Source organism: Streptomyces sp. NPDC093261, assembly GCF_044753645.1.
Classification (GTDB): Bacteria; Actinomycetota; Actinomycetes; order Streptomycetales; family Streptomycetaceae; genus Streptomyces.
On the sequence record NZ_JBIVNO010000018.1, the window covers coordinates 17,818 to 40,014 of the forward strand.

Genomic DNA, 22,197 nt, shown 5'->3' on the forward strand with positions numbered 1-22,197 from the left:
TCACCGGGGTGCATTTCTGGCGCAAGCGGAAAAGGTCCGCAGCACGGCTCCTCGGGGACCTGGAGGCTCACCATGCGCGCGATACGCGTCGCTTCGGTCGCACTGCTCGGCGTCACCGCCCTGGCCTGCACCGCACCGGGGTCGGCCATCGGAGGGGGTGGCAACGTCTCGTCGTTCGGCTACGACCTGCAGCCGACGAGAATCGGCCCCGGCGAGCGGGTCAATCTGCCCATACGGGGCTGTGAGGACAACGCCACCGTGTTCTCCGACGCCTTCGACACCGTCACCATTCCCAAGGGCCGGTCCAATGCCACGGCCACGGTCAACAGAAACGCCCGGCCCGGTGCCGACTACGACGTCACCTTCCAGTGCGGCCGCCGGTCCGGGCACAAGCGGCTCGCCATCGCGGCCGGAAGCAAGAACGCCGGTGGAGGCGGAGGGGGCGGAGGCGGCAACTCGTACGGCGGGGGCGGAGGCGGGGGCGGCAACTCTTACGGCGGGGGCGGGGGCGGGGGCGGCGGGGGCGGGGGCGGGGGCGGCGACTACGGGGGTGGCAGAGGCGGCGGTGGGGGCGAGGGCGGCGGGGGCTCCTACGGCCAGCACGGGGTGCGCGCCGGGGTCGGGGGCAGTATCGGCGGCTTCGACCTGAAGGAGATCGGGCTCGGCGCGGCGCTCATCACCGGGTCGCTCGGCACCGCCTGGCATCTGTCCCGTCGTCGTACCGCCCATGACCAGTAAGGCGCGGTGACGGCCGCGTCGAGAGGTGAGGGAGCATGTCCGGGTCCGAGCAGGCCCAGGAGGGGCGGCGCACCAAGCGCGCCCCCTGGGGAGTGATCGCGCTCGCCCTCGTGACGGGCCTCGCCTTCGTCCGGCACGGTTCGGGAGAGTTCGCCGTGGGCCCGCCCCAGCCCGCTTCGGCGGTGGCCCCCGACTCCTCCGGCGGTGCGAGCCCCGACTACACCGGTCCCGACGCCCTGCCCTACTCCGCGGCGGTCCGCATCGGCATCCCGGCGCTGCATGTCGACGCCCCCGTCATCCCGGTCGCCCTGGACGCCACCGGCTGGGTGGACGCGCCGCCGCCCGACGACCCGAACCTCGCGGGCTGGTTCACCGGCGCGCCCACGCCCGGCGAGAAGGGCACCGCCGTGGTCGTGGGCCATGTCGACAACGACCAGGGGCCGGCCGTCTTCTACGGACTGGGCACGCTGAAGAAGGGCGACCGCGTCGAGGTCCGGCGCGAGGACGGCAGGACCGCCGTGTTCGAGGTCTACGGCGTCGAGGTCTTCAGCAAGGCGAACTTCCCCGGGGACCGGGTCTACGGCAGCAAGGGTGTCCCGGAGTTGCGCGTCATCACCTGCGGAGGGGCCTTCTCCGAGGGGAACGGGTACGCGGGCAACGTGGTGGTCTTCGCCCGGCTGGCCGCGGTGCGCTGACCGCCGCGCCGCGGGCGGGCGCTCAGGTGGACGGCCGTCGGGGCACCGTGAGGTGGTAGCCGGAGTCCAGCAGGTGCGGCAGATACTCCCGCAGCGCGGCCACGCTCTGCGAGCGGTCGCCGCCCGCGTCGTGGGAGAGCACGATGACCCCCGGGGCGGCGGCGGCCTCCACCCGCCGGACGATGGTGGGGGTGCCCGGGGTCGTCCAGTCCAGCGAGTCCACCGTCCAGGCGAACGGCTCCATGCCCAGCTCGGCGCCGAGCTGGAAGGCGGCCCCGTTCCAGGCCCCGTACGGCGCGCGGAACCACAGCGGCGCCTCGCCGTACGCGTCCGCGATGACCTCACAGGTGCGTTCCATCTCGGAGCGGATCTCCGGCCGGGACAGCCGGGTGAGCAGGGGGTGCGTCCAGGTGTGGTTGCCGACGACATGGCCGTCGTCGGCCATCTCGCGCAGCAGGTCCTTGTGGTCGGCTGCCGTCTGCCCGCAGACGAAGAACACCGCGCGCACGTCGTACGCCCGCAGTGTCCGCAGGATGTGGGGGGTGTAGCGGGGGTCGGGGCCGTCGTCGAAGGTCAGCACCATCCGGGTGCCGCGTCCCCGCATCCGCAGGATCGGCTCGCGGCGGACGGGGGTCCGCGCCGGCCGGCCGCGCGGCGGTCCGTAGCCGGTCATGGGCCGCGCGCGGAGGGCGGAGGGCTTCAGGGGGGTGCGCGCCTGTGGGCTCCCGGCCGCGGGGGCGGTCCGGACCGGGTGCGCCGGGTCGTCCTCGGTGAGCCACCGGGCCGTACCGGCCGCCCCCGCCGCGCCCAGGAGGGCGGCGCCGGTGAGCAACGCCCGGCGCCGGGTGAGCAGCTGATCCTTTTTCATGGCTTATCAGTCGCGCGAAGGGGGCCGGGGGGCGGCGGCGCAACACCGGCACGGACAGGGAAAGCACTCGATGGGATCAGCCTATTTACCGACCTTCGGTCTTCCGGCCGTCCCGCGCCCCCGGCCGGTTTACGCCGACGTACATTCGTCCGATGGCCGGGCGGTTCCGGACCAGCGGATTCCGATAGCCTCGCCGTGTGACGGAACAGCACTCGCACCAGTTCGAGCGGGGCACGGACGGGCCCAAGGTCATCCTCGTCGGGGTGGACGGCTCCGACTCCTCGCTCCGGGCGGCGGCGTACGCCGGAGGTCTGGCGCGGCGGCAGCACGCGCTGCTCGCGGTCGTGTACGTGCAGCCCGTGATGGCGGCGGGCGCGGCGCTCGGAGTGCCGGTGGCCGAGACCACGGACGAGATCGCGGAAGACCTCGTCACCTACATCCGTGAGGCCACCGACCGCCTCAAGGGCATATTCGAGGTGCGCTGGGAGTTCCACACCTTCCGCGGCGACCCCTACAACGGCCTGGTGAAGGCGGCCGACGAACTCAAGGCGGACGCGGTCGTGGTCGGCGCGTCCGAGCAGGCCGGCCACCGGATCATCGGCTCGGTGGCGATCCGGCTGGTGAAGGCGGGGCGCTGGCCGGTCACCGTCGTACCGTAGGGGAACCGTTCCCGCCCGCCGCACGGGCCGCCGCCCCGGGTGGGCGTGCGGCAAGGGAGCGCGGGTCACCGCGACGCCGTGCGCGTGGTCTTCCCTCCCCGTCGGCCCTGCGCCATCATGATCCGCGGTCAGCCGATTGCCGCCCGCGAAGAGGTGAGGCCCATGGCCAGGCTCCGTATGGGCGAGGGGATTCTCCGCCGCAAACCCATCGAACACATCGAGGAGACGGAGACCGGCGCGGGCACCGGGCTGGAGCGCTCGCTCGGCCTGGGGCAGCTCACCGCGATCGGCGTCGGCGGAATCATCGGCGCCGGCATCTTCACCCTCGCCGGGACCGTCGCGAACGGCACGGCCGGGCCCGCGGTCCTCATGTCCTTCCTGATCGCGGGCGTGGCGAGCGCGGCCGCCGCGCTGTCATACGCCGAGTTCGCGGGGCTCATCCCGAAGGCGGGCTCGGCGTACACCTACGGCTACGCCGTGCTCGGCGAGTACGCCGGCTGGTTCATCGGCTGGGACCTGCTGCTGGAGTACACGGCGATCGTGGCCGTGGTCGCCATCGGCATCTCCGGCTACTTCGGCTTTCTGGTCGGCGAGACGGGAGCCCATCTGCCGGCGTGGATGCTGGGCGCGCCCGGCACGGGGGCCGGCCACCGCGTCGACCTGTTCGCCGTCGTGCTGTGTCTGCTGATCGCGTATCTGCTGAACCTCGGCATCCGCAACGCGGCCCGCTTCGAGACGTTCGTGGTGGCCCTGAAGGTCCTCGTCGTCCTGCTGGTGATCGGCGTCGGCGTGTTCCACATCGACAGCGCCCACTACAGCCCGTTCTTCCCGTACGGCGTCGGCGGCGCCTTCACCGGTGCCGCCACCGTCTTCTTCGCGGTGTTCGGCTACGACGCCATGTCGACCGCGGCCGAGGAGTCCAAGGACGCGCAGCGCCATATGCCGAGGGCGATCATCTACTCGCTGGCGATCTCCATGGTCCTGTACGTCGCGGCCTGCCTGGTCCTCACGGGCATGCAGAGCTACCGGGACATCGACAAGGAGAGCGGCTTCGCCACCGCGTTCAAGGCGGTCGGCCTGAGCGGTCTCGCCGATGTGATCGCGGTCGGCGCGATCATCGGCATCCTCACCGTGATGTTCACGTTCATGCTCGGGGTCACCCGGGTGTGGTTCTCGATGTCCCGGGACGGACTGCTGCCGCGGTGGTTCGCGAAGACGCATCCGACCCGCCATGTCCCGACCCGCGTGACCTGGATCGTCGGGGCCGCGTCGGCCGCCATCGCCGGATTCCTGCCGATCGGCGAGGCGGCCGAACTCACCAACATCGGGATCCTGTTGGCGTTCGTGGTCGTGTGCACGGCGGTGATCGTGCTGCGCTACCGGCGACCGGATCTGCCGCGCACCTTCCGCACCCCGTGGATGCCGTTCGTGCCGGCCCTCGGGGTGGTCTTCTCCGTCTGGCTGATCACGTTCCTGCAATGGCAGACCTGGGTGCGGTTCGCAGTGTGGTTCGCGGTCGGCCAGGCCGTCTACTTCGGGTACGCGTACAAACGCTCGGCGCTGGCCGGGCCGCGCAACACCTCCTGACCGCTCGCCGCACCGTTCAGCTCGCGGTGCGGGAGGCTGTGAAGACACTCACTCCCGAGCACAGGGATGTCCTGGTGCAGGTGTACTTCCGCGGGGCGAGTGTGGCGGAGGCCGCCCGGGCCCTGGGGATTGCGCCCGGTACGGTGAAGTCCCGCGCATACTACGCGCCACGCGCTCTGCGCCGAGTTCTTCCGGGATACGCGACCGACCTGCGGTGAAACCGGGGGCCGGGTCAAACCTCCGTAAAGCGCCTTGCTGCGGACCATGGTTGAGCAATCAGCTTGCCTCATCCGTGTTCCGGACCGGGGCCCGGGATCGGGCGACGCGCACGTACCGGAGGAAGGCAGGAAGGGATGCTGCACAGAGGCCAAGAGAGCACGGACGGCACCGGCGGCGGTGACCTGGCCGTCCCCATGGCGTGGCTGTACGCCGAGTACATCGCGGACGAGCTGCTGCGGACCGGCGACCTCATGCCGCCCACGTCCTTCGAGTTCCGCGCCGGGCGCGACGCCCTGGCACTGACCATCTTCCTGTCCGACACGGGCGGCGAGCTGCCCGGCATCCGGGTCGTCTCCCAGCTGGAGACCTGGCTTTCGCTGACGGCGTACGACCAGCCGTGGGAGGACTGGGTGCGCGAGCGGATGGCGCAGCTGGCCGCCGAGGCCGCCCGGTCGCGGGGCCCGGCACCGGACCTGGACCTCGCCTCGGCGGCCTGGCGCTGGCTGGAGGAGACCGAGCTGCTGGCCCCTGACCTGGACGCGGTGCCCGGCGCCATGGCGACCGGTGAGGACGACGGCCCCCAGGTCTGGACGCCCGCCTGGCAGCTCGGACTCCCCCTGGGACATCTGGCCATCCATCTTTTTTGAGGAAGGGACCAATCCGCGCGGCCGATGGCTCCGAATGTCCTGGCCGCGATTCGGTAACGGCCTTGAGTGATTCGGGCGCCTGGTCCGTACCGGTGGGCAACAGCAGCAACACTCCCCGCACCGCTCACCGGCATGAGGATTTGGTATGAGGTCCCTGGAAAGCCATCGCGACGTCGGCGCCTACGCGCTCGGCGTGCTGGACGAGGCGGAAGCCTTCCGCTTCGAGGACCACCTCATGGAATGCCCGAGTTGTACGGCGCATGTGACCGAGTTCCGTCCCGCCGCACGGCAGTTGATGCTGTACCGACGGGCGACCCCGCGGTCGGTGCACCCTTCGGCGGCCCCCGGGCCGCGGCTGCTCGAGCGGCTGCTGGAGGAGGTGACGACCAAGCACCGCAGCCGGCGCAGGCGGTGGCTGTACGCGCTCGCGGCGTCCGTGGTGTTCGCGGTCGGCGGGTCCTCCGTGGGGATGGTCGCCGGCCGGCACAACGCGCCCACGGCCGCCACGGCCATGACCGCGACCGATCCGAGCACGGGGGTATGGGCGCAGCTCGACGCGCAGGACCGGGTCTGGGGCAGCCAGATCGCGGTGACGGTCAAGGACAAGTCCGGGCCGCACCCCTGCCGGCTCGTCGCGGTGGCCAAGGACGGCTCGGAGCAGACGGTGACGAGCTGGATGGTGCCCTCGGGCGACGGCGCGGCGACTCAGGTGGAGGGGGGCGCGGCCCTCACCTCGGGGCAGATCGACCACTACGAGGTGCGGACCAGGGACGGGCAGCACCTGGTCACGCTGAAGGCCCGCTGACGCGCCGGTCCGCCCGCGCCTACTGCCGGTCCGCCCGTGCCTACTTCAGCAGCCGTGACATCCTGCGGTCCGCGAGCGGCTTTCCGCCGGTCTGGCACGTCGGGCAGTACTGGAGCGAGGAGTCGCTGAAGGACACCTCGCGGATGGTGTCGCCGCACACCGGGCAGGGCTCTCCCACGCGGCCGTGAACCCTGAGCCCGCTCTTCTTCTCCGCCTTCAGACGCCCGGCGGCCAGACCGCGTGAGCGCTCGACCGCCTCCGTGAGCGTGGTGCGCAGGGCCTCGTACAGGCGTCGGGTCTCCTCGGGCGACAGCGACGACGCCAGCTTGAACGGGGACATCCGGGCCGCGTGCAGGATCTCGTCGCTGTAGGCGTTTCCGACGCCCGCGATCAGGCTCTGGTCGCGCAGCGCGCCCTTGATCTGCCGGCGCTCGCCCTGGAGGAGCCCCGCGAGGCGCTGCTCGTCGAAGTCGTCGGCCAGCGGATCCGGTCCCAGGCGAGCCACCCCGGGGACCTCCTGAGGATCCCGGACCACGTACACCGCGAGCCGCTTCTGGGTGCCGGCCTCCGTCAGGTCGAAGCCCGCGCCCGTCTCCAGCGCGACCCGCAGGGCGAGCGGGCCCTTGCCGGGGCGGGGCGGGCCGTCGGGCAGGCGGTCCCGCCACTGGAGCCAGCCCGCGCGGGCCAGATGGGTGACGAAGTGCAGGCCGTCGGCCTGAAGGTCCAGGAACTTGCCGTACCGGCGCACGGACGTGATCTCGTGGCCCTCGACGGCGGTGACCGGCGGGTCGTAGGTCTTGAGGACACTGATCGCGACGGGCAGCACCCGGACGACCGCGTGGCCGACGACATGGTCGGTCAGGAAGTCCTTGAGGGCCTCGACCTCGGGCAGTTCCGGCATGTGTCCAGGGTGCCACCTGGCGCCCGCAACACCCCTCGCCCGGGTCAGCGGCGCGGCGCGACCCTGAACTCGGCCCAGACCACCTTGCCGCCGCCGCGCGACTCCACACCCCACCCGTCCGTGAGCCGGTCGACGAGCAGCAGGCCCCGGCCGGAGGTGTCCAAGGGGCCGGAGTCGCGGCGGCGGGGCAGGGCGCTGGAGGGGTCCTCGACCTCCACCCGGAGCCTGCGGTCGTGGCCGGTGATGATCCGCAGGGTGACGATCGCCGAGCCGTCGGTGTGGATGAGGACGTTGGTGATCAGTTCGTCGGCGACGAGTTCGATCTCGTCGGACCGCTCACCGGCGCCCCAGGACCGGACGGTGGCGCGGATCATGCGGCGGGCCCCGGCGAGGGCCTCCGGGTCGCCCGGCGCGACATGCTGCCGGCGCCGGCCCCCGGAGCGCTGGGTGAGGCCCCCGCGCCGCAGCAGCAACAGGGCCATGTCGTCCTCTCCGTTGCGTTCCGCGGCCGCGTCGATGAGCAGGTCGGCGAGGTCCTGCACGTCGTCCGGCCCGGCGCAGACCAGGTTTTGCAGGGTCTGTACGCCCTCGGAGAGGTCGGTGCCCGGTTTTTCGACCAGACCGTCGGTGCACAGCAACAGGGTCTCGCCCGGTTCCAGCTCGATGGTGGTGACGGGGTAGGCGAGCCGGCCGAACTCCGCGGAGAGCCCGAGGGGCAGCCCGCCCTCGACGGGCAGCGGCCGGCAGGATCCCCGGGCCGCTCGCAGCATCGGGTCGATATGGCCGGCGCGGACCAGCTGCACCACCCCGGTGGACAGATCGGCCTCGGCATAGAGGCAGGTCGCGAAGCGGTGGGTGTCGAGTTCCTCGAGGAAGACCGAGGCGCGCGCCATCACGGTGGCCGGGGTGTGGCCCTCGGCGGCGTAGGCGCGCAGCACGATCCGCAGCTGGCCCATGACGGCGGCCGCGTGTGTGTCATGGCCCTGGACGTCGCCGATGACGGCGCCGACCCGGCCGCCCGGCAACCCGATCAGGTCGTACCAGTCACCGCCGATGTCCCGGCCGAGCGAGGCCGAACGGTAGCGGACGGCCACGTCGGCGCCGGGCACGCTGGGGATGGAGCGCGGCAGCATCGCCTGCTGGAGGCCCTGCGCGAGGTCCTTCTCCTGCTCGTAGAACATGGCGCGCTGGAGGCTCTGCGCGATGCTGCTGCCGAGCGCGAGGAGGATGTTGCGCTCCTCCGGGGTGAAGCCGCGCCGGTCGTCGTAGAGCAGTCCCATGGCGCCGATGGGGCGGGCATGCACGATCAGCGGCAGATAGGCGGCCGAGGTGATGCGCAGGCCCGTGAGGTGCGGCCACAGGATCGGGTAGTGCTCGGCGAACTCCTGCGGTGACTCGATGAACCGGGGGCTGAGGGTGCGGACCACCTCGCTCATCGGGTACGGCTCGTCGATGCGGGTGACCCCGGTGCCCGGTACGGAGGCGCTCACGGGGCCCTCGGCGACCAGCCGGATGCGGCCGGCCTCCACGAGGCCCACGACCAGACTGGTGGCGCCCAGGTGAAGGAGTCCGTGGCAGTCCTTGAGGATGTCGATGACGTCCTGGACGGTGCGGGCGTGGGCGAGCGCCGCGGTGGTGGTCTGGACGACGTTCGTCTGCTGGCGCAGGGCCTCGTCCTGCAGGGCCTGGTCGGCGCGCGCCCGGCCGTCGCGCAGCTCCTGGGTGGCGTCGCGGACGATGCCGACGATACGGCGCGGCCGTCCCGTCCCGTCCCGCCGTATGTACCCCTGGGTGTGGGTCCAGCGCAGGGTGCCGTCGCGGCGGCGGAGGCGGAAGTAGGCGCCGTAGTTCGCGCTGCCGTCCTTGATGGCCTGGGCGATCAGGGCGTCGAGGCGCCGGCTCTCATGGCGCGGGACCCGTTGCGTCAGGGTGGTGACACGGCCGTCGAACTCCTCCGGGCGCGTCTCGAAGATCTCGTGGGCCTGGGCGTCCATGTGGATGAGTCCGGCGTCGAGGTCCCAGTCGAAGCTGCCCATGCGATTGAGCGCCAGGATCGGGTCCGGGTGGACCGGCCAGTTCTCCGGGAGTGCCAGGGCGCTCGCTCCCCGCTCAGCCATGGGGCCACCATGCCAGGCTTTGCCCGATTCTTCGAGTTCTGTCCGGTTCCGTAGGCGGGTCGGGCGAGGGATGCGCCGGGGCCGCCCGCGCGCCGTGCGGGTCCCACCGGCCCGGGCGGGGTACCGGGGTCACACTGGAGAGAGAGGACGGTCGCCGTGGACTGGTTCGTCGCACCGGAGTACTGGCTGAGCCGGCTGGTCTTCCAGCGGGCTCTGGCGGTCGTGTACCTGACGGCGTTCCTGACCGCGGCCCTCCAGTTCCGTGCGCTGATCGGGGAGCGCGGGATGCTGCCGGTGCCGCGTTTTCTCGCCCGGGTCTCCTTCCGGCAGGCGCCCAGCGTCTTCCACTTCCACTACTCGGACCGCTTCTTCGCCGCGTGGTCGTGGGCGGGGTGCGCGGTGTCGGCGGCGCTGGTCGCCGGGCTGGACTCCCTGGTGCCGCTCTGGGCCGCGATGGTGCTGTGGCTGATCCCCTGGGCGCTGTATCTGTCGATCGTCAACGTCGGCCAGACGTGGTACTCGTTCGGCTGGGAGTCACTGCTGCTGGAGGTGGGCTTCCTGGCGGTCTTCCTGGGCAACGACAAGATCGCCCCGCCGGTCGTCGTGCTGTTCCTGCTGCGCTGGATCCTGTTCAGGGTGGAGTTCGGCGCCGGGCTCATCAAGATCCGTGGAGACGCCTGCTGGCGGCGGCTGACCTGCCTGGACTATCACCACGAGACCCAGCCCATGCCGGGCCCGCTGAGCTGGTTCTTCCACCATCTGCCGAAGCCGCTGCACCGGGCGGAGGTGGCGGCCAACCATGTCACCCAGCTGATCGTCCCGGTGCTGCTGTTCACCCCGCAGCCGATCGCGACGGCCGCCGCGTCCCTGATGATCGTGACCCAGCTGTGGCTGGTGCTGTCCGGCAACTTCGCCTGGCTGAACTGGATCACGATCGTGCTGGCCCTGTCGGCGGTCCGGTACCCCGGCAGCGCCCCGGCGGTGTCCGGGCCGCCACTGTGGTACGCGGTCCTGGTGCTGGTGGTGGCCGCGGGCCTGGTCTGCCTCAGCTACCACCCCGTACGCAACATGATCTCCCGCGCCCAGATCATGAACCGCTCCTTCGACCCGCTGCACCTCGTCAACACCTACGGAGCGTTCGGCAGCGTGAGCCGGACACGCTACGAGGTGGTGGTCGAGGGCACGGCGGACGATGTGCCGCGCGAGGACTCCGACTGGCGGGAGTACGAGTTCAAGGGCAAGCCGGGCGATCCGCGTCGCTGGCCGCGCCAGTACGCCCCCTACCATCTGCGGCTCGACTGGCTGATGTGGTTCGCCGCGCTCTCCCCCGCGTACGCGGGGTCCTGGTTCGGCGGCCTGGTCGAACGTCTCCTGGAGAACGACCGGGACACACTGCGACTGCTGCGCCGCTCTCCGTTCCCCCCGGACGCGCCGCCGCGCTATGTACGGGCGAGTCTGTACCGCTACCGGTACACCACCTGGCGCGAACTGCGCGAGACGGGGGCGTGCTGGCACCGGACGTACGTGCGTGAGTATCTGCCGCCGACACGGCTGGCCGCCCCGGTGGCTCAGAGGCGGTAGACGCGCCGGGCGGTGCTCTCGAAGACCTGGGTGCGCCGGCGCCCAGGTCCGAGGTGAGGCGCTCGGCGGTGCGGAGCACCTCCTCGTGGGAGGCGGCCAGGGTGCACACCGGCCAGTCGGAGCCGAACATGATCCGTTCAGGGCCGAAGGCGTCCAGCACGGTGCCGGCGTAGGGCCACAGGTCGGCCGGTGTCCATGTGCTCCAGCCGGCCTCCGTGACCATCCCGGAGAGCTTGCACACCATGTTGGGCAGGGCGGCGAGGGCCCGCACCCGCGACGCCCAGGGTTCGAGGGCCCCGGAGGCGATCGGCGGCCTGCCCAGATGATCGAGGACGAAGGTCAGCCCGGGATGGGCGGCGGCCGCCCGGGCGCAGGCCGGCAACTGATGGGGCAGGACCACCAGGTCGTAGACCAGTCCCGCGTCGGCGACGGCGGCCAGGCCCCGTCGTACGTCGGCGCGCAGCAGCCACTCGGGGTCCGGCTCCCCCTGGACCTGATGGCGGATCCCGCGCAGATACGCGCCGCCCGGCAGTTCGCGCAGCCGGGCCAGCGTCTCGGCCACCCCGGGCTCCGTCAGGTCCGTCCAGCCGACGACCCCGGCGACGAGTGCCGACGGCGACGGCCCTCGCGGCCGCCCGGATCACGGACGACCGACTCGCCGAGGTGGAGAGGCACCTGACGGCGATGAACGCGACGGACGACCCGGAGGAGATCCTCGCCCACGACCTCGCCTTCCACCGGGAGATCGCGGCCGCCGCGGGCAACGAGACGATGGCGGCCATGCTGGAGGGCCTGTCCTCCCGAACCTTCCGCGCCCGCGTCTGGCGCGGCTACCAGGAGGAGGGGGCCTTCGCCCGCACCCGCCGCGAGCACGCGGCGATCCACCGCGCCCTGGTCGCCCACGACCCGGAGGCGGCCCGGGCGGCGGCGGCCGCGCACGTGGGCGAGGTGGAGGAGTGGCTGCGGAGCCGGCTGCGCGCCTAGCCGGGGAGCCGGCAGAGGGTCCGAGGTCAGATCCGGACCCAAGGCACGGAGCCGTCCATGCCGGGGAGGATCCTTCTGCGCCGGCACCACCTCTGTCCCGCCGGCAGCCGTGACGCCCGCGCAGCTCCGGACCCCGCCGGCCGGCCGGGCGTTCTCGGCCGGGGGCTCCACGGGCTGAGCCCCTGGCGCCCCCGCGCGCGATCAGGCCCGCTTCAGCCGCAGGGTCACCAGCTCGAACGGGCGCAGCCGCAGCATGACCCGGTTCCCCTCACGGTCCGGTGCGGGCGCCCCGGCCAGCGGGCGTTCCAGCAGGTCCGTCGCGGTCACCGCCGCCATGTCGAAGTCCGCCGTGAGCGTGGCGCGCGTACGTCCGCCGCGGGATTCGTGGAAGCGTACGACGATGTCACCGCTGCCGTCATCGGCCAGCTTGACCGCCGTCAGCACCACCGCGTCCTCCGCCACACGCACCAGCGGCGCCACCGCGCGCCCACCGCTCAGCCGCCGTTCCGGCAGATTGATCCGCCAGCCCTCGCGGACCGCGTCACCGATCGTCGCGCCCGGTACCAGGGCGTGCCGGAAGCGGTGGACGCCCTGGTCGGTCTCCGGATCCGGGAAGCGCGGCGCGCGCAGCAGGGACACCCGGACGGTGGTGGTCGTGCCGGAATCCGTCTCCCGCACCGTGCGCGTCACATCGTGGCCGTAGGTCGAGTCGTTCACCACGGCCACCCCCCAGCCGGGCTCCTCCAGATGGACGAAGCGGTGGTTGCACGCCTCGAACTTCGCCGCCTCCCACGAGGTGTTGGTGTGCGTCGGCCGGAAGAAGTGCCCGAACTGGGTCTCGGACGCATACCGTTCGGCGTGCACGTCCAGCGGGAACGCCAGCTTCAGGAACTTCTCCGTCTCGTGCCAGTCCACCTCCGTGTCGATCTCCAGCCGCCGCTCCCCCGGCGCCAGCGACAGCACCTGGGTGACACGCGACGCGCCGAAGGACCGTGCGATCCGGACCGACCGTCCGTCCTCGCCGGGCCCGACCTCCTCGGCGTCCAGCAGGTCGGTGACCGTGTTCCGGTAGAACGCGTCCACGTCCCAGGCGTCCCACATGGTGGGGAAGTCGGGGTGGAGCTGGAGGAGATTCGCGGCGCTCCCCGGCGCGACGCTCTCGCGGCCGGTTTCGATGTCGTACGCGGACACCACCAGCCCCCGGCCGTCGATCTCCACCCGCAGCAGCCCGTTGTCGAGGACGAAGCCACCGCCCGGCCGCGGCTCGGACAACACCTCGCCCGCGTCGGTGGCGGTGTCCGCGCCGCCCGCGGGGATCCCGGAACGGACGTGCGGCGCCGCGTTGAAGGTGAGCGGCACGGTCCCCTCACCCGCCAGCGCCCGCTGCGCCTCCTCGATGATCCCGGTCAGCTCCACGGCGATCCGCTCGTACGTCGCCCGTGCCTCCCGGTGCACCCAGGCGATCGACGAGCCCGGCAGGATGTCGTGGAACTGGTGGAGCAGGACCGTCTTCCAGACGCGGTCCAGTTCCTCGTACGGGTAGGGGAACCCGGTGCGCACGGCGGCCGTGGCGGCCCACAGCTCGGCCTCCCGCAGCAGATGCTCGCTGCGCCTGTTGCCCTGCTTGGTCTTGGCCTGGCTGGTCAGCGTGGCACGGTGCAGCTCCAGGTACAGCTCGCCCACCCAGACCGGCGGGTGGGGATACTCCGCCTCGGCCTTGGTGAAGAACTGCTCCGGCGTCTCCCACACCACCCTTGCGGAGCCCTCCAGATCGCGCAGCCGGGCCGCCTTCGCCACCATCTCCCGTGTGGTGCCGCCGCCCCCGTCGCCCCAGCCGGTCGGCGCGAGCGAGTGCCGGGCCACCCCCTTGTCCTTGAAGTTCCGTGCCGCGTGGGCCAGTTCGCTGCCCTTCATGGAGCAGTTGTAGGTGTCGACGGGCGGGAAGTGGGTGAAGATCCGTGTGCCGTCGATGCCCTCCCAGAGGAAGGTGTGATGCGGGAACCTGTTCGTCCGGCTCCAGGAGATCTTCTGCGTCAGCAACCACTTGGAGCCCGCCGCCTTGATGATCTGCGGCAGCCCGGCCGCGAAGCCGAAGGTGTCGGGCAGCCAGGCCTCGTCGTTCTCGATCCCGAACTCGTCGAGGAAGAACCGCTTGCCGTGCACGAACTGACGGGCCATCGCCTCCGAGCCCGGCATATTGGTGTCCGACTCCACCCACATACCGCCCGCCGGTACGAACCGGCCCTCCGCCACCGCCTTCTTCACCCGCGCCCACACCTCGGGCCGGTGCTCCTTCACCCACGCCCACTGCTGCGCCTGCGACATGGCGAAGACGAACTCCGGCTCGTCCTCGATGAGCGCCGTCATGTTGGACGTCGTACGGGCCACCTTGCGCACCGTCTCACGCAGCGGCCACAGCCACGCCGAGTCGATGTGCGCGTGGCCGACGGCGCTGATGCGGTGGGCGGAAGGGGCGGCGGGCGCGGCGAGCACGCCGGCCAGGTGCGCCCGGGCCGCTCCCGCCGAACCGCTCACGTCCTGGAGGTCGATCGCGTCCAGCGCCCGCTCGACCGCGCGCAGGATCTCCCACCGCCGATCCGAGTCCACCGGCAGCTCCGCCATCAGCTCGCCGAGCACCTCCAGGTCGAGGACGAGCTGCCACACGGTCTCGTCGAAGACCGCGAGGTCCATGCGCTCGAGCCGGTACTGGGGATCGCTGCCCGCGGTCTCCTTGTCGCCGAGCCGTGTGGGCAGGAACGGGTGGTAGCCCAGGACGACCGGATTGGACGCCGCCTCGATCCGCAGGTCGACCTGCTCGCCGCCCTCGACGGGGGAGCCGATGCGTACCCACTGGTTGCGCGGGTTGAGGCCCTTCACCGGGGCGCCGTCGGGCCGGTAGACCAGGCCCTCGCACTGGAATCCGGGCATGTTCTCGTCGAAGCCGAGGTCCAGCAGCGCTTCGACGGTCTTCCCGGCCCAGGCCTCGGGGACGGTCCCGGTCACCCGGAACCAGCTGGTGCCCCACGGGGCACCCCAACGCGCGCCCACCGCGATCGGCTCGGCCGGGGCGGCCAGGCCCTCGGCGACCGGAACGGGCTCGCCGGGCGCGTGCCACACGGCCACCTGAAGCGGTATGGACTCGGGGTATACGGCGGGGCGGACGCGCTCGTCGAGGACGCGCCTCAGACGGGCTTCGACCAGGGTGCGGTCGTCATGCATGGGGTGCTCCGTGGGGTGAGGGTGCGGGGTGCCGGTGTCACCGGCGGAGGGGTGGTCGTGCTACCGGCGCGGTGGGTGGTCGTGGTGGGCGTCCAGACGTTGTAGAGCTCCCCGACCGCGCGCAGTTCGAACCGCGCGACGCTCTCGTCCCGCTCCGGGGCGAGTCCGCCGGCGTAGCAGGCGCGCCGGCAGGTGCCGCCGAGGAAGCGAAGCGTGCCGTCAGCCGGGACGCGGTGCAGCTCGTAGTGGCGGGGCGGAGGCGGCCGCCCGGTGCGCCGCGCCGGGTGCGGGCCGCCGGGCGAAGCGCGGGTCGCCGCCGTCGGCGTCGGTGTTGCGCGGGTCGACGGGGGTGGCCGGGGTGGTCGCCGCATCCCGGACCGCGAGTCCCCCGAGCCGCCGGCGCACCTGGCTGCCGCCGCCGGTGAGCCGTACGGCCAGCGTACTCAGGGTGCCGGACAGGCCGGTCAGCGGCACGGTCGTGGGCTGCCAGCCGTCACCGCCCGCGACCGGGAAGCAGGCCCCCTCCGGCATGAACGGGTCGGTGACGATGTCGCGCCGGTGCCAGGTCTGTGCCCAGGCGGGCAGGAAGTCGAAGCTCGGCAGATGCCCTTGCGGACCGTCCGATGCCCCTGGTCGGCACGGACGGGCGTCGTCGGCGCCGATGCCCGTGGCGGGCGTGACCTCAGTGACGCCGGTGACGTGGTGCCGTCAGGCCCTCGACGCCGGGCCGCGGACCGTGCACAGTGCTCCTCGTACTCGTCAGTACGTCCCCGTCTCCACCCCGCCGAGCACCGACAGGAGCGCCCGTGAGCAGCTGGGCCGGCCGGACCGCCGCCGAGATCGCCGCCGCCGTACACGAGAGGAGGGCCACCCCGCACGAGGTCGTCGCGGAGCACCTCGCCCGGATCACACGGCTGGACGGCCGTGTCGGCGCCTTCCGCCGGATACGGGCGCAGGCCGCGCTCACCGAGGCCGAGGCGCTCGCGGACCGTCCCGATCTGGCCGAACTCCCCCTGGCCGGCGTGCCGGTGGCGGTCAAGGACAATCTGGCCGTGCGTGGCGAGTCCACCCGCAACGGGTCGGCGGCGACCCCGGACACCCCCGCCGAGCACGACCATGTCACCGTGTCCCGGCTCCGCGCGGCGGGAGCGGTCGTCGTGGGCCTCACGAACGTGCCGGAACTGTGCGTGTTCGGCACCACGGAGGGGGTGCACGGGACGGCCCGCAACCCGTGGGACACCACCCGCACGGCGGGCGGCTCCTCGGGCGGCAGCGCGGCGGCGGTGGCCGCGGGCATGGTGCCGATCGCGCTCGGCAACGACGGGATGGGCTCGTTGCGCATCCCGGCGGCCAACTGCGGGCTCGTCACCCTCAAGCCGGGCCATGGCACGGTCCCGGCGGGCATCGGCAACGGCGACTGGTTCGGCATGTCCGAGAACGGCCCGCTCGCGACGACGGTGGAGGACACCCGGCTGATGTTCGACGTCCTCGCGGACCGGCACGCGAAGTCCGGGACGCCCGAGCCGCGGTCGGCCGCGCGGACCGTCGCCCTTTCCCTGCGCAGTCCGCTGCCCGGGGTGACCGTGAGCCGGCCCTACGCGGAGGCGGCCCGCGCGGCGGCCGCCCTGCTCGCGCGGGCGGGCCACGATGTGCGTCCGGCCGAACCGCCCTATCCCTGGTGGCTGGGCACGACATCGCTCGCCCACTGGACGGCGGGTACGGCGGTCGACGCCGAGGGCCTCGACCCACGACGGCTCGCCCGGCGCACCCGGCTCCATGCGGCGGTGGGCCGCCGTTTTGTACGCGGCGTGCGCACGGGCGACCAGCGCGAGCGGTTGCGGCGGCGCCTGGAGCCGTTCTTCGCCGAACACGACATCCTGCTCACTCCCGCGCTGGCGCGCCGCGGCCCGGCCGCCGCTCCCTGGCACGAACGCGGCTGGCTGCGCAACCTCCTGGCCAACACCAACTACTCCCCTATGACCCCGCCCTGGAACCTCACCGGATGGCCGGCCATGTCGGTCCCCTTCGGGACGCTCGCGAGCGGCGCGCCCTGCGCGGTCCAGCTGGTCGGCCGGCCGGGTTCGGAGACGGCACTGCTGGAGATGGCGGGGCAGCTCGAGGCCCTGCGGCCGTGGCAGCGTACGGCGCCTCTGGACTGAGGGGGGCCGGGGAAGCCGGGGCTCAGGGCGGCCGCCTCCGCGGGCGGTCGCGGCGGGCGGTGGTGCGTCGCGGACGGGCGGCCACCGGCCCGGTGGCCGCCCGTCGGGGACCTTCGCCCGTGATCGGCGCGCCTAGGCGTTCGGGCTGGCGGCGCTGATGTCGCCGAGCGCCGACTCCGGGTCGCGTTCGATGGCCAGGTCGCCCAGGGAGACGATCCCCACCGGGTGTCCGCCTTCGACGACCGGGATACGGCGGATGTGGTAGTCGCGCATCAGCTGCACCGCCTGGTGCAGGTCCTCGTCGGGGGTAATGGTGACGAGGTCCTCGCTGCATGCGCGGGCCACCGTGGTCTCCCCCGGATCCGCGCCTTCCGCGAGCGTGCGCACCACGAGGTCGCGGTCGCTGACCAGGCCGCGCAGTTCGTCGCCCTCCGTCACGAGGACGGCCCCGATGTTCTGGTCGCGCATCATCCGAGCCACCCTGCTGACCGGGGTCTGCGGTTCCACCGTCACGGGTTCCGCGGTCATGATGTCGCGTACGTGCCGGGCCATCACGGGTCCCTTCTCCCGGGCGGCGGTGCCGTTCACCGCCGCTTCAGCCGCCGGGTACCCGACCAACCGGATGCTGCACGCGTTCCAACGTCTGTCCGACCGCTCCCGCCCCGCCGGACCGCGTGCCCCGGACCGCCGGGTGTCGAACCCGGGCCTCAGGGGACTCGGAGGGCCCTGGGCCGAACCGTGAGACCGGAGGAACGTTCATGCGAGCACTGACCTGGCAGGGTCGACGGGACGTCCGCGTGGAGACCGTCCCCGACCCGCGGATCGAGAAACACGATGACGTCATCGTGCGCATCACGTCCACCGGGATCTGCGGTTCCGATCTCCATCTGTACGAAATCCTCGGCCCCTACCTCGAAGCGGGCGACATCCTCGGTCACGAGCCCATGGGCGTCGTCGAGGAGGTGGGACCCGAGGTGCGTACGCTCAAGCCGGGCGACCGTGTGGTCATTCCGTTCAACGTCTGCTGCCGTGACTGTTTCATGTGCGACCAGGGCCTGCACTCCCAGTGCGAGACGACCCAGGGCAGGGAGCGGGGCACGGGCGCCGCGCTGTTCGGCTACACCAAGCTCTACGGCCAGGTGCCGGGCGGTCAGGCCGAGTTCATGCGGGTGCCGTTCGGCGACAGGCTGCCCATCAAGGTGCCCGACGGCCCGCCGGACGACCGTTACGTCTACCTCTCCGACGTCTTGCCCACCGCATGGCAGGCGGTGGAGTACGCCGCGATACCCGACGGCGGCAGCGTGACCGTCCTGGGCCTCGGACCCATCGGCGACATGGCGGCCAGGATCGCCCGGCACCGCGGCGCCGGCCTGGTGATCGGCGTGGACCTGGTGGACGAGCGGCTGGAGCGCGCCACGGCCCGCGGGGTCACCTGCCTCGACCTCCGCCGCCACGGCAGGGATCTGACCGAGGCCGTACGCGAACTCACCGACGGGCGCGGCACGGACGCCGTGATCGACGCCGTCGGCATGGAGGCGCACGGCGCACCGTTCGCCAAGGCGGCGCAGTGGGTCACCGGGCCGCTGCCGGACGCCGTCGCCCAGCCCTTGATGGAACACGCCGGGGTGGACCGGCTCAGCGCTCTCCACGCGGCCGTGGACCTGGTGCGCCGGGGCGGCACCGTCTCTGTGTCCGGGGTGTACGGCGGGGCCACGAGTCCGATGCCGTTGCTGACGATGTTCGACAAGCAGATCCAGGTGCGCATGGGACAGGCGAACGTATGGAACTGGGTGGAGAGGATTCTCCCGCTGCTGACGGACGAGGATCCGCTCGGCGTGGACGGCTTCAAGACCCACGCCATGCCGCTCGAGGACGCCCCCAAGGCGTACGCGATGTTCCAGGCCAAGGAGGACGGGATGGTCAAGGCCCTTCTCAAGCCCTGAGCGCGCCCTTGTCCCGATGGACCCGACGGAGGTGGAGGCCCCATGCCCACGAAGTTGTCGCCCGACGATCTGCGGGAGATCACCGTCCGGCTCACCGAGGAGGCGGAGGCACTGCGCGGGGAGCTGTCGGCCGCCGAATCGAGGATGCCCGTCCTCTTCGCCGACTGCGATCTCGACGCGGCCGACGCAGGCGCCAAGGTGATCGCGCTGGAGGCCCTGCGCGCGGACGCGGAGCGGGCCCGGACCCTGCTGGACCGGGTCCTGGCCACCCTTCCGAAGGTGGGGACCCCCGGGTATGGGCGGTGCGGGGTGTGCGGGGACGTCATCGGCCGGGACCGCCTGCTCGCGGTCCCGCACACGGAGGTGTGCATCGACTGCGCCCGGGCGGGTGCCGGGGCCTGAGACGGGACGCCGGGGACCGCCGCCCGGGCCCCCGGTGGTTCCCGGGCGTGCCTTACACGTCGCGCCTCTCCAGCGGCCGGGTGGCCGGGCCCTGGAGGACCCTTCCGTCGAGACCGAAGCGTGAGCCGTGGCAGGGGCATTCCCAGGCCTGCTCGGCGCGGTTGAAGGCGACCAGGCAGCCCAGGTGGGTGCAGCGGGCCGACAGGGCCCGCAACTGTCCCTCCTCGTCACGGGCCACGGCACACACATGAGTGCCGACGCGGAGCACCGCGCCCTCGCCGGGAGCGATGTCGTCGACCGACCCCCCGGCCAGCGGCGCCAGCCGGTCTCCCACGAAGTGCCGGGCTACCTGGGCCTGGTGCTTGACGAAGGCGGGTGCCTCCCGTACGACGGAGGCCAGACGGCGCGGGTCGTACAGGCCGGCCCACGGGGGCTTCCGCCCGTCGATCAGCGCGGAGAGCAGGAGCCCGGCCATGATGCCCCCGCTGAGGCCCCATCCGCCGAAGCCGGACGCGACATAGCTGTGGCGGCTCGCCGGGTGCAGGGGCCCGACGAGCGGCACCGTGTCGGTGGAGTCGTTGTCCTGGGTGGCCCAGCGGTAGGTGAAGTCGAGGGGCCCGAAGTGCCCGGTGGCCCAGTCGGCCAGGCGGGTGAAGCGTTCCTCGACGTCCGCCGTGCCCGGGGTGAAGTGCTCTCCGGTGACGATCAGCAGCCGGGTGCCGTCCCCCAGGGGGGCGGTTCGCAGCGAACGGGTGTTCTCTTCCGGTGTGATGTACATGCCCCGGGGCGCGCGGCTCGCGTCGATCGGAGCCGCGAGGACGAGTTCGCGCCGCGGGGAGAGCCGGGCGAAGAGCATCGCGCGGTCGAAGATCGGGTAGTGGGTGGCCACCACCACGTCCCGCGCCGTCACCGTGTGCCCCGTCTCGGTGCGCAGGCGGCAGGGGTCCGACTCGTCCAGCCCGACGACGCGGGTGTGCTCGTGGATCCGGCCGCCCCGCCGCTCGAGCGCGTCGGCCAGCGCGAGGAGGTACTTGCGCGGATGGAACTGCACCTGGTCGGCGACCCTGACCGCCCCCGCCACGGGGTAGGGCAGCTCCGTGTCGGTGACGAACTCGGCGGGCAGCCCCGCCTCCCGGGCGGCCTCCGCCTCGGCACGCACCTCGGGAACCCGGTCGCGGTCCGTCGCGTACGTGAACGCCGGGGCGGCCTCCCAGTCGCAGTCGATGCCGAGCTGCTCGACCAGCTCGGCCGCCCTGCGCAGGGCCTCGGTCTGCGAACGGGCGTAGAGCCTCGCGCCCTCGGCGCCGCGGGTGCGGCGCAGGCGCTGATAGACGAGCGTGTGGAGCGCGGTGAGTTTGGCTGTCGTGTGCCCGGTGACGGCGCCGGCCAGACGGCCGGCCTCCAGCACGGCGACGCTGCGGCCGCTCTGCGCCACCTCCCAGGCGGTGCTGAGCCCAGCCATTCCGGCCCCGACCACGGCCACGTCGACCGTGAGGTCCTCGGTGAGGGCCGGGCGGGGAAGCCCTGGCGCCGTCTCGATCCAGTACGACGTCTGCGCGCCGGTGTGCTCGGTCATGCGGCCCGGGTTCCCCGAACCGGATCTTCCAAGCGCGTCCCGGAGCGGGCGGCGGACCGCCGGCGCGGGACGGCACCCGGCGCCGTACCGGTCAGGGCAGCGGCGTACCACCCGTGGCGTTGACGATCTCGGCGGTGATGTAACTGGCCCGCTGCGAGGCCAGGAACACATACGCGGGGGCCATCTCGGCCGGCTGGGCGGGCCTGCCCAGCGGAGTCTGCTTGCCGAACTCGGTGGTGTCCGGCAGCGTCGCGGGGATGAGCGGCGTCCAGACCGGACCGGGAGCCACCGCGTTGACCCGGATACCGTCGGGGGCGACCATCTGCGCCAGGCCCTGGGTGAACGTCACGATGGCGCCCTTGCTCGTCGCGTAGTCGAGCAGATGCGGGCTGGGCTTGTACGCCTGCACGGAGGCGCTGTTGATGATCGACCCGCCGGGGGGCATATGGGGCAGCGCCTTCTTGCAGAGCCAGAACATCCCGTAGAGGTTGGTGCGCATCACCCGGTCGAACTGCTCGGTGGTGATGGCCTGGATGCCGTCCGGCTGGGACATCTGGTACGCGGCGTTGTTGACCAGGATGTCGATGCGCCCGAACTCGGCGAGCGCCCGTTCGACGAGCCTGCCGCACTGCTCCTCCTCGCGGATGTCGCAGGCCACGGGCACGGCCTTGCGGCCCGCCTCCTCGACGAGGCGCGCCGTCTCGCGCGCCTCGTCGCCCTCCTCGGGCAGGTGGGTGAACAGCACGTCCGCCCCCTCCCGGGCGAAGGCCAGCGACACCGCCCGGCCGATCCCGGAGTCACCCCCGGTCACGACGGTCTTGCGGTCGGTGAGAAGTCCGCTTCCCTGGTAGGAATCCTCGCCGTGGTCGGGCGGCGGGTCCATCGGGCCGGTCCAGCCGGGGTGCGGCTGGTCCTGCCGGGGGAAGTCCGGCCGCGGGTGCTGCTCTCCGGGGTGCTGCGGTCCGCTGTCCTTCACGTTCGCGTCCTCCTGCCTTCCTGCCGGTGCGGCGGTCCTGCGGAGCGGCTCGCCCCGGGCCCCGCCGCGAGGAAGGGCGGTGAGCGTCCGGGATCCGCGCCCGCGCCCCGTCGGGTCCCCC

At 72.5% G+C, this 22,197-nt stretch carries 18 protein-coding genes and 3 pseudogenes; 12 read left to right on the plus strand and 9 right to left on the minus strand.

Annotated features, from left to right (window positions below; translation table 11 throughout):
- Positions 1 to 72 precede the first annotated feature (72 nt).
- The gene (locus ACIP94_RS29620; RefSeq protein WP_402432263.1) at positions 73 to 738 is read left to right on the plus strand and encodes a hypothetical protein; all 666 of its coding nucleotides are present in this window, start codon (positions 73 to 75) and stop codon (positions 736 to 738) included.
- Positions 739 to 773: 35 nt separating this feature from the next.
- Entirely contained in the window at positions 774 to 1,433 is a 660-nt protein-coding gene (locus tag ACIP94_RS29625; RefSeq protein WP_402432266.1) for a class F sortase, read from the plus strand.
- A 22-nt stretch (positions 1,434 to 1,455) separates the two neighbouring features.
- On the opposite strand, the gene ACIP94_RS29630 is transcribed toward ACIP94_RS29625, so the two are convergent.
- Positions 1,456 to 2,301 (minus strand): polysaccharide deacetylase family protein, encoded by an 846-nt coding sequence (locus ACIP94_RS29630; RefSeq protein WP_402432269.1) that lies wholly within the window; start codon positions 2,299 to 2,301, stop codon positions 1,456 to 1,458.
- A gap of 197 nt (positions 2,302 to 2,498) precedes the next feature.
- Between ACIP94_RS29630 and ACIP94_RS29635 the strand changes: the two genes are divergently transcribed.
- The 5 genes and pseudogenes from ACIP94_RS29635 (at position 2,499) to ACIP94_RS29655 (ending at position 6,218) form a co-directional block, all read left to right on the plus strand.
- The gene (locus tag ACIP94_RS29635) at positions 2,499 to 2,960 is read left to right on the plus strand and encodes a universal stress protein (RefSeq protein WP_402432272.1); all 462 of its coding nucleotides are present in this window, start codon (positions 2,499 to 2,501) and stop codon (positions 2,958 to 2,960) included.
- A 162-nt stretch (positions 2,961 to 3,122) separates the two neighbouring features.
- Complete coding sequence (locus ACIP94_RS29640; protein WP_402432275.1) at positions 3,123 to 4,547, plus strand: amino acid permease; 1,425 nt, start codon at positions 3,123 to 3,125, stop codon at positions 4,545 to 4,547.
- A 20-nt stretch (positions 4,548 to 4,567) separates the two neighbouring features.
- Positions 4,568 to 4,765 (plus strand): annotated as a pseudogene (locus ACIP94_RS29645) (sigma factor-like helix-turn-helix DNA-binding protein); the annotation flags it as partial.
- A gap of 135 nt (positions 4,766 to 4,900) precedes the next feature.
- On the plus strand, positions 4,901 to 5,413 hold the full coding sequence (locus tag ACIP94_RS29650) for a hypothetical protein (protein WP_402432277.1): 513 nt from the start codon (positions 4,901 to 4,903) through the stop codon (positions 5,411 to 5,413).
- A 145-nt stretch (positions 5,414 to 5,558) separates the two neighbouring features.
- Positions 5,559 to 6,218 carry a zf-HC2 domain-containing protein gene (locus tag ACIP94_RS29655; protein ID WP_402432280.1) on the plus strand — a complete coding sequence of 220 codons (660 nt, stop codon included), beginning with the start codon at positions 5,559 to 5,561 and terminating at the stop codon, positions 6,216 to 6,218.
- 40 nt (positions 6,219 to 6,258) lie between these two features.
- On the opposite strand, the gene ACIP94_RS29660 is transcribed toward ACIP94_RS29655, so the two are convergent.
- Together ACIP94_RS29660 and ACIP94_RS29665 are read right to left on the minus strand one after the other, a co-directional pair.
- Positions 6,259 to 7,119 carry an Fpg/Nei family DNA glycosylase gene (locus ACIP94_RS29660; protein WP_402432283.1) on the minus strand — a complete coding sequence of 287 codons (861 nt, stop codon included), beginning with the start codon at positions 7,117 to 7,119 and terminating at the stop codon, positions 6,259 to 6,261.
- Positions 7,120 to 7,163: 44 nt separating this feature from the next.
- A complete protein-coding gene (locus ACIP94_RS29665; RefSeq protein ID WP_402432286.1) occupies positions 7,164 to 9,236 on the minus strand; it encodes a SpoIIE family protein phosphatase in 2,073 nt (690 codons plus the stop codon).
- Positions 9,237 to 9,392: 156 nt separating this feature from the next.
- On the opposite strand from ACIP94_RS29665, the gene ACIP94_RS29670 reads away from it, so the two are divergent.
- Positions 9,393 to 10,817 (plus strand): lipase maturation factor family protein, encoded by a 1,425-nt coding sequence (locus ACIP94_RS29670; RefSeq protein ID WP_402432288.1) that lies wholly within the window; start codon positions 9,393 to 9,395, stop codon positions 10,815 to 10,817.
- On the opposite strand, the pseudogene ACIP94_RS29675 reads toward ACIP94_RS29670, so the two are convergent.
- A pseudogene (locus ACIP94_RS29675) lies at positions 10,805 to 11,424 on the minus strand (amidohydrolase family protein); the annotation flags it as partial. The gene ACIP94_RS29670 and the pseudogene ACIP94_RS29675 overlap by 13 nt on opposite strands.
- Positions 11,425 to 11,429: 5 nt before the next feature.
- Here ACIP94_RS29675 and ACIP94_RS29680 point away from each other — a divergent pair.
- Positions 11,430 to 11,801: pseudogene (locus tag ACIP94_RS29680) on the plus strand (FadR/GntR family transcriptional regulator); the annotation flags it as partial.
- 201 nt (positions 11,802 to 12,002) lie between these two features.
- Here ACIP94_RS29680 and ACIP94_RS29685 read toward each other — a convergent pair.
- Both ACIP94_RS29685 and ACIP94_RS29690 read right to left on the minus strand, forming a co-directional pair.
- The gene (locus tag ACIP94_RS29685) at positions 12,003 to 15,020 is read right to left on the minus strand and encodes an alpha-mannosidase (protein WP_402432291.1); all 3,018 of its coding nucleotides are present in this window, start codon (positions 15,018 to 15,020) and stop codon (positions 12,003 to 12,005) included.
- Between the two features lie 219 nt (positions 15,021 to 15,239).
- On the minus strand, positions 15,240 to 15,551 hold the full coding sequence (locus ACIP94_RS29690; RefSeq protein WP_402432294.1) for a hypothetical protein: 312 nt from the start codon (positions 15,549 to 15,551) through the stop codon (positions 15,240 to 15,242).
- Positions 15,552 to 15,826: 275 nt separating this feature from the next.
- On the opposite strand from ACIP94_RS29690, the gene ACIP94_RS29695 reads away from it, so the two are divergent.
- Complete coding sequence (locus ACIP94_RS29695; RefSeq protein ID WP_402432297.1) at positions 15,827 to 17,179, plus strand: amidase; 1,353 nt, start codon at positions 15,827 to 15,829, stop codon at positions 17,177 to 17,179.
- 132 nt (positions 17,180 to 17,311) lie between these two features.
- On the opposite strand, the gene ACIP94_RS29700 is transcribed toward ACIP94_RS29695, so the two are convergent.
- Complete coding sequence (locus ACIP94_RS29700) at positions 17,312 to 17,731, minus strand: CBS domain-containing protein (protein WP_402432634.1); 420 nt, start codon at positions 17,729 to 17,731, stop codon at positions 17,312 to 17,314.
- A gap of 206 nt (positions 17,732 to 17,937) precedes the next feature.
- On the opposite strand from ACIP94_RS29700, the gene ACIP94_RS29705 reads away from it, so the two are divergent.
- Together ACIP94_RS29705 and ACIP94_RS29710 are read left to right on the plus strand one after the other, a co-directional pair.
- Positions 17,938 to 19,122, plus strand: a complete 1,185-nt coding sequence (locus ACIP94_RS29705; protein ID WP_402432300.1) for an alcohol dehydrogenase catalytic domain-containing protein — start codon at positions 17,938 to 17,940, stop codon at positions 19,120 to 19,122.
- A 42-nt stretch (positions 19,123 to 19,164) separates the two neighbouring features.
- Entirely contained in the window at positions 19,165 to 19,524 is a 360-nt protein-coding gene (locus ACIP94_RS29710) for a TraR/DksA family transcriptional regulator (RefSeq protein WP_402432303.1), read from the plus strand.
- Positions 19,525 to 19,576: 52 nt separating this feature from the next.
- On the opposite strand, the gene ACIP94_RS29715 is transcribed toward ACIP94_RS29710, so the two are convergent.
- The gene (locus tag ACIP94_RS29715; RefSeq protein WP_402432306.1) at positions 19,577 to 21,100 is read right to left on the minus strand and encodes an FAD-dependent oxidoreductase; all 1,524 of its coding nucleotides are present in this window, start codon (positions 21,098 to 21,100) and stop codon (positions 19,577 to 19,579) included.
- A 91-nt stretch (positions 21,101 to 21,191) separates the two neighbouring features.
- Positions 21,192 to 22,076, minus strand: coding sequence for an SDR family oxidoreductase (locus ACIP94_RS29720; protein ID WP_402432308.1), 885 nt, complete (start codon positions 22,074 to 22,076; stop codon positions 21,192 to 21,194).
- Between the last annotated feature and the right edge of the window lie 121 nt (positions 22,077 to 22,197).

Bases quoted from the DNA above. Each gene is read 5' to 3' on its own strand.
- ACIP94_RS29655 (WP_402432280.1), top strand. From the start codon at position 5,559: ATGAGGTCCCTGGAAAGCCATCGCGACGTCGGCGCCTACGCGCTCGGC.
- ACIP94_RS29665 (WP_402432286.1), bottom strand. From the start codon at position 9,236: ATGGCTGAGCGGGGAGCGAGCGCCCTGGCACTCCCGGAGAACTGGCCG.
- ACIP94_RS29700 (WP_402432634.1), bottom strand. From the start codon at position 17,731: ATGGCCCGGCACGTACGCGACATCATGACCGCGGAACCCGTGACGGTG.
- ACIP94_RS29660 (WP_402432283.1), bottom strand. From the start codon at position 7,119: ATGCCGGAACTGCCCGAGGTCGAGGCCCTCAAGGACTTCCTGACCGAC.
- ACIP94_RS29640 (WP_402432275.1), top strand. From the start codon at position 3,123: ATGGCCAGGCTCCGTATGGGCGAGGGGATTCTCCGCCGCAAACCCATC.
- ACIP94_RS29710 (WP_402432303.1), top strand. From the start codon at position 19,165: ATGCCCACGAAGTTGTCGCCCGACGATCTGCGGGAGATCACCGTCCGG.
- ACIP94_RS29705 (WP_402432300.1), top strand. From the start codon at position 17,938: ATGCGAGCACTGACCTGGCAGGGTCGACGGGACGTCCGCGTGGAGACC.
- ACIP94_RS29690 (WP_402432294.1), bottom strand. From the start codon at position 15,551: ATGCCGGAGGGGGCCTGCTTCCCGGTCGCGGGCGGTGACGGCTGGCAG.
- ACIP94_RS29630 (WP_402432269.1), bottom strand. From the start codon at position 2,301: ATGAAAAAGGATCAGCTGCTCACCCGGCGCCGGGCGTTGCTCACCGGC.
- ACIP94_RS29620 (WP_402432263.1), top strand. From the start codon at position 73: ATGCGCGCGATACGCGTCGCTTCGGTCGCACTGCTCGGCGTCACCGCC.
- ACIP94_RS29715 (WP_402432306.1), bottom strand. From the start codon at position 21,100: ATGACCGAGCACACCGGCGCGCAGACGTCGTACTGGATCGAGACGGCG.
- ACIP94_RS29625 (WP_402432266.1), top strand. From the start codon at position 774: ATGTCCGGGTCCGAGCAGGCCCAGGAGGGGCGGCGCACCAAGCGCGCC.
- ACIP94_RS29650 (WP_402432277.1), top strand. From the start codon at position 4,901: ATGCTGCACAGAGGCCAAGAGAGCACGGACGGCACCGGCGGCGGTGAC.
- ACIP94_RS29685 (WP_402432291.1), bottom strand. From the start codon at position 15,020: ATGCATGACGACCGCACCCTGGTCGAAGCCCGTCTGAGGCGCGTCCTC.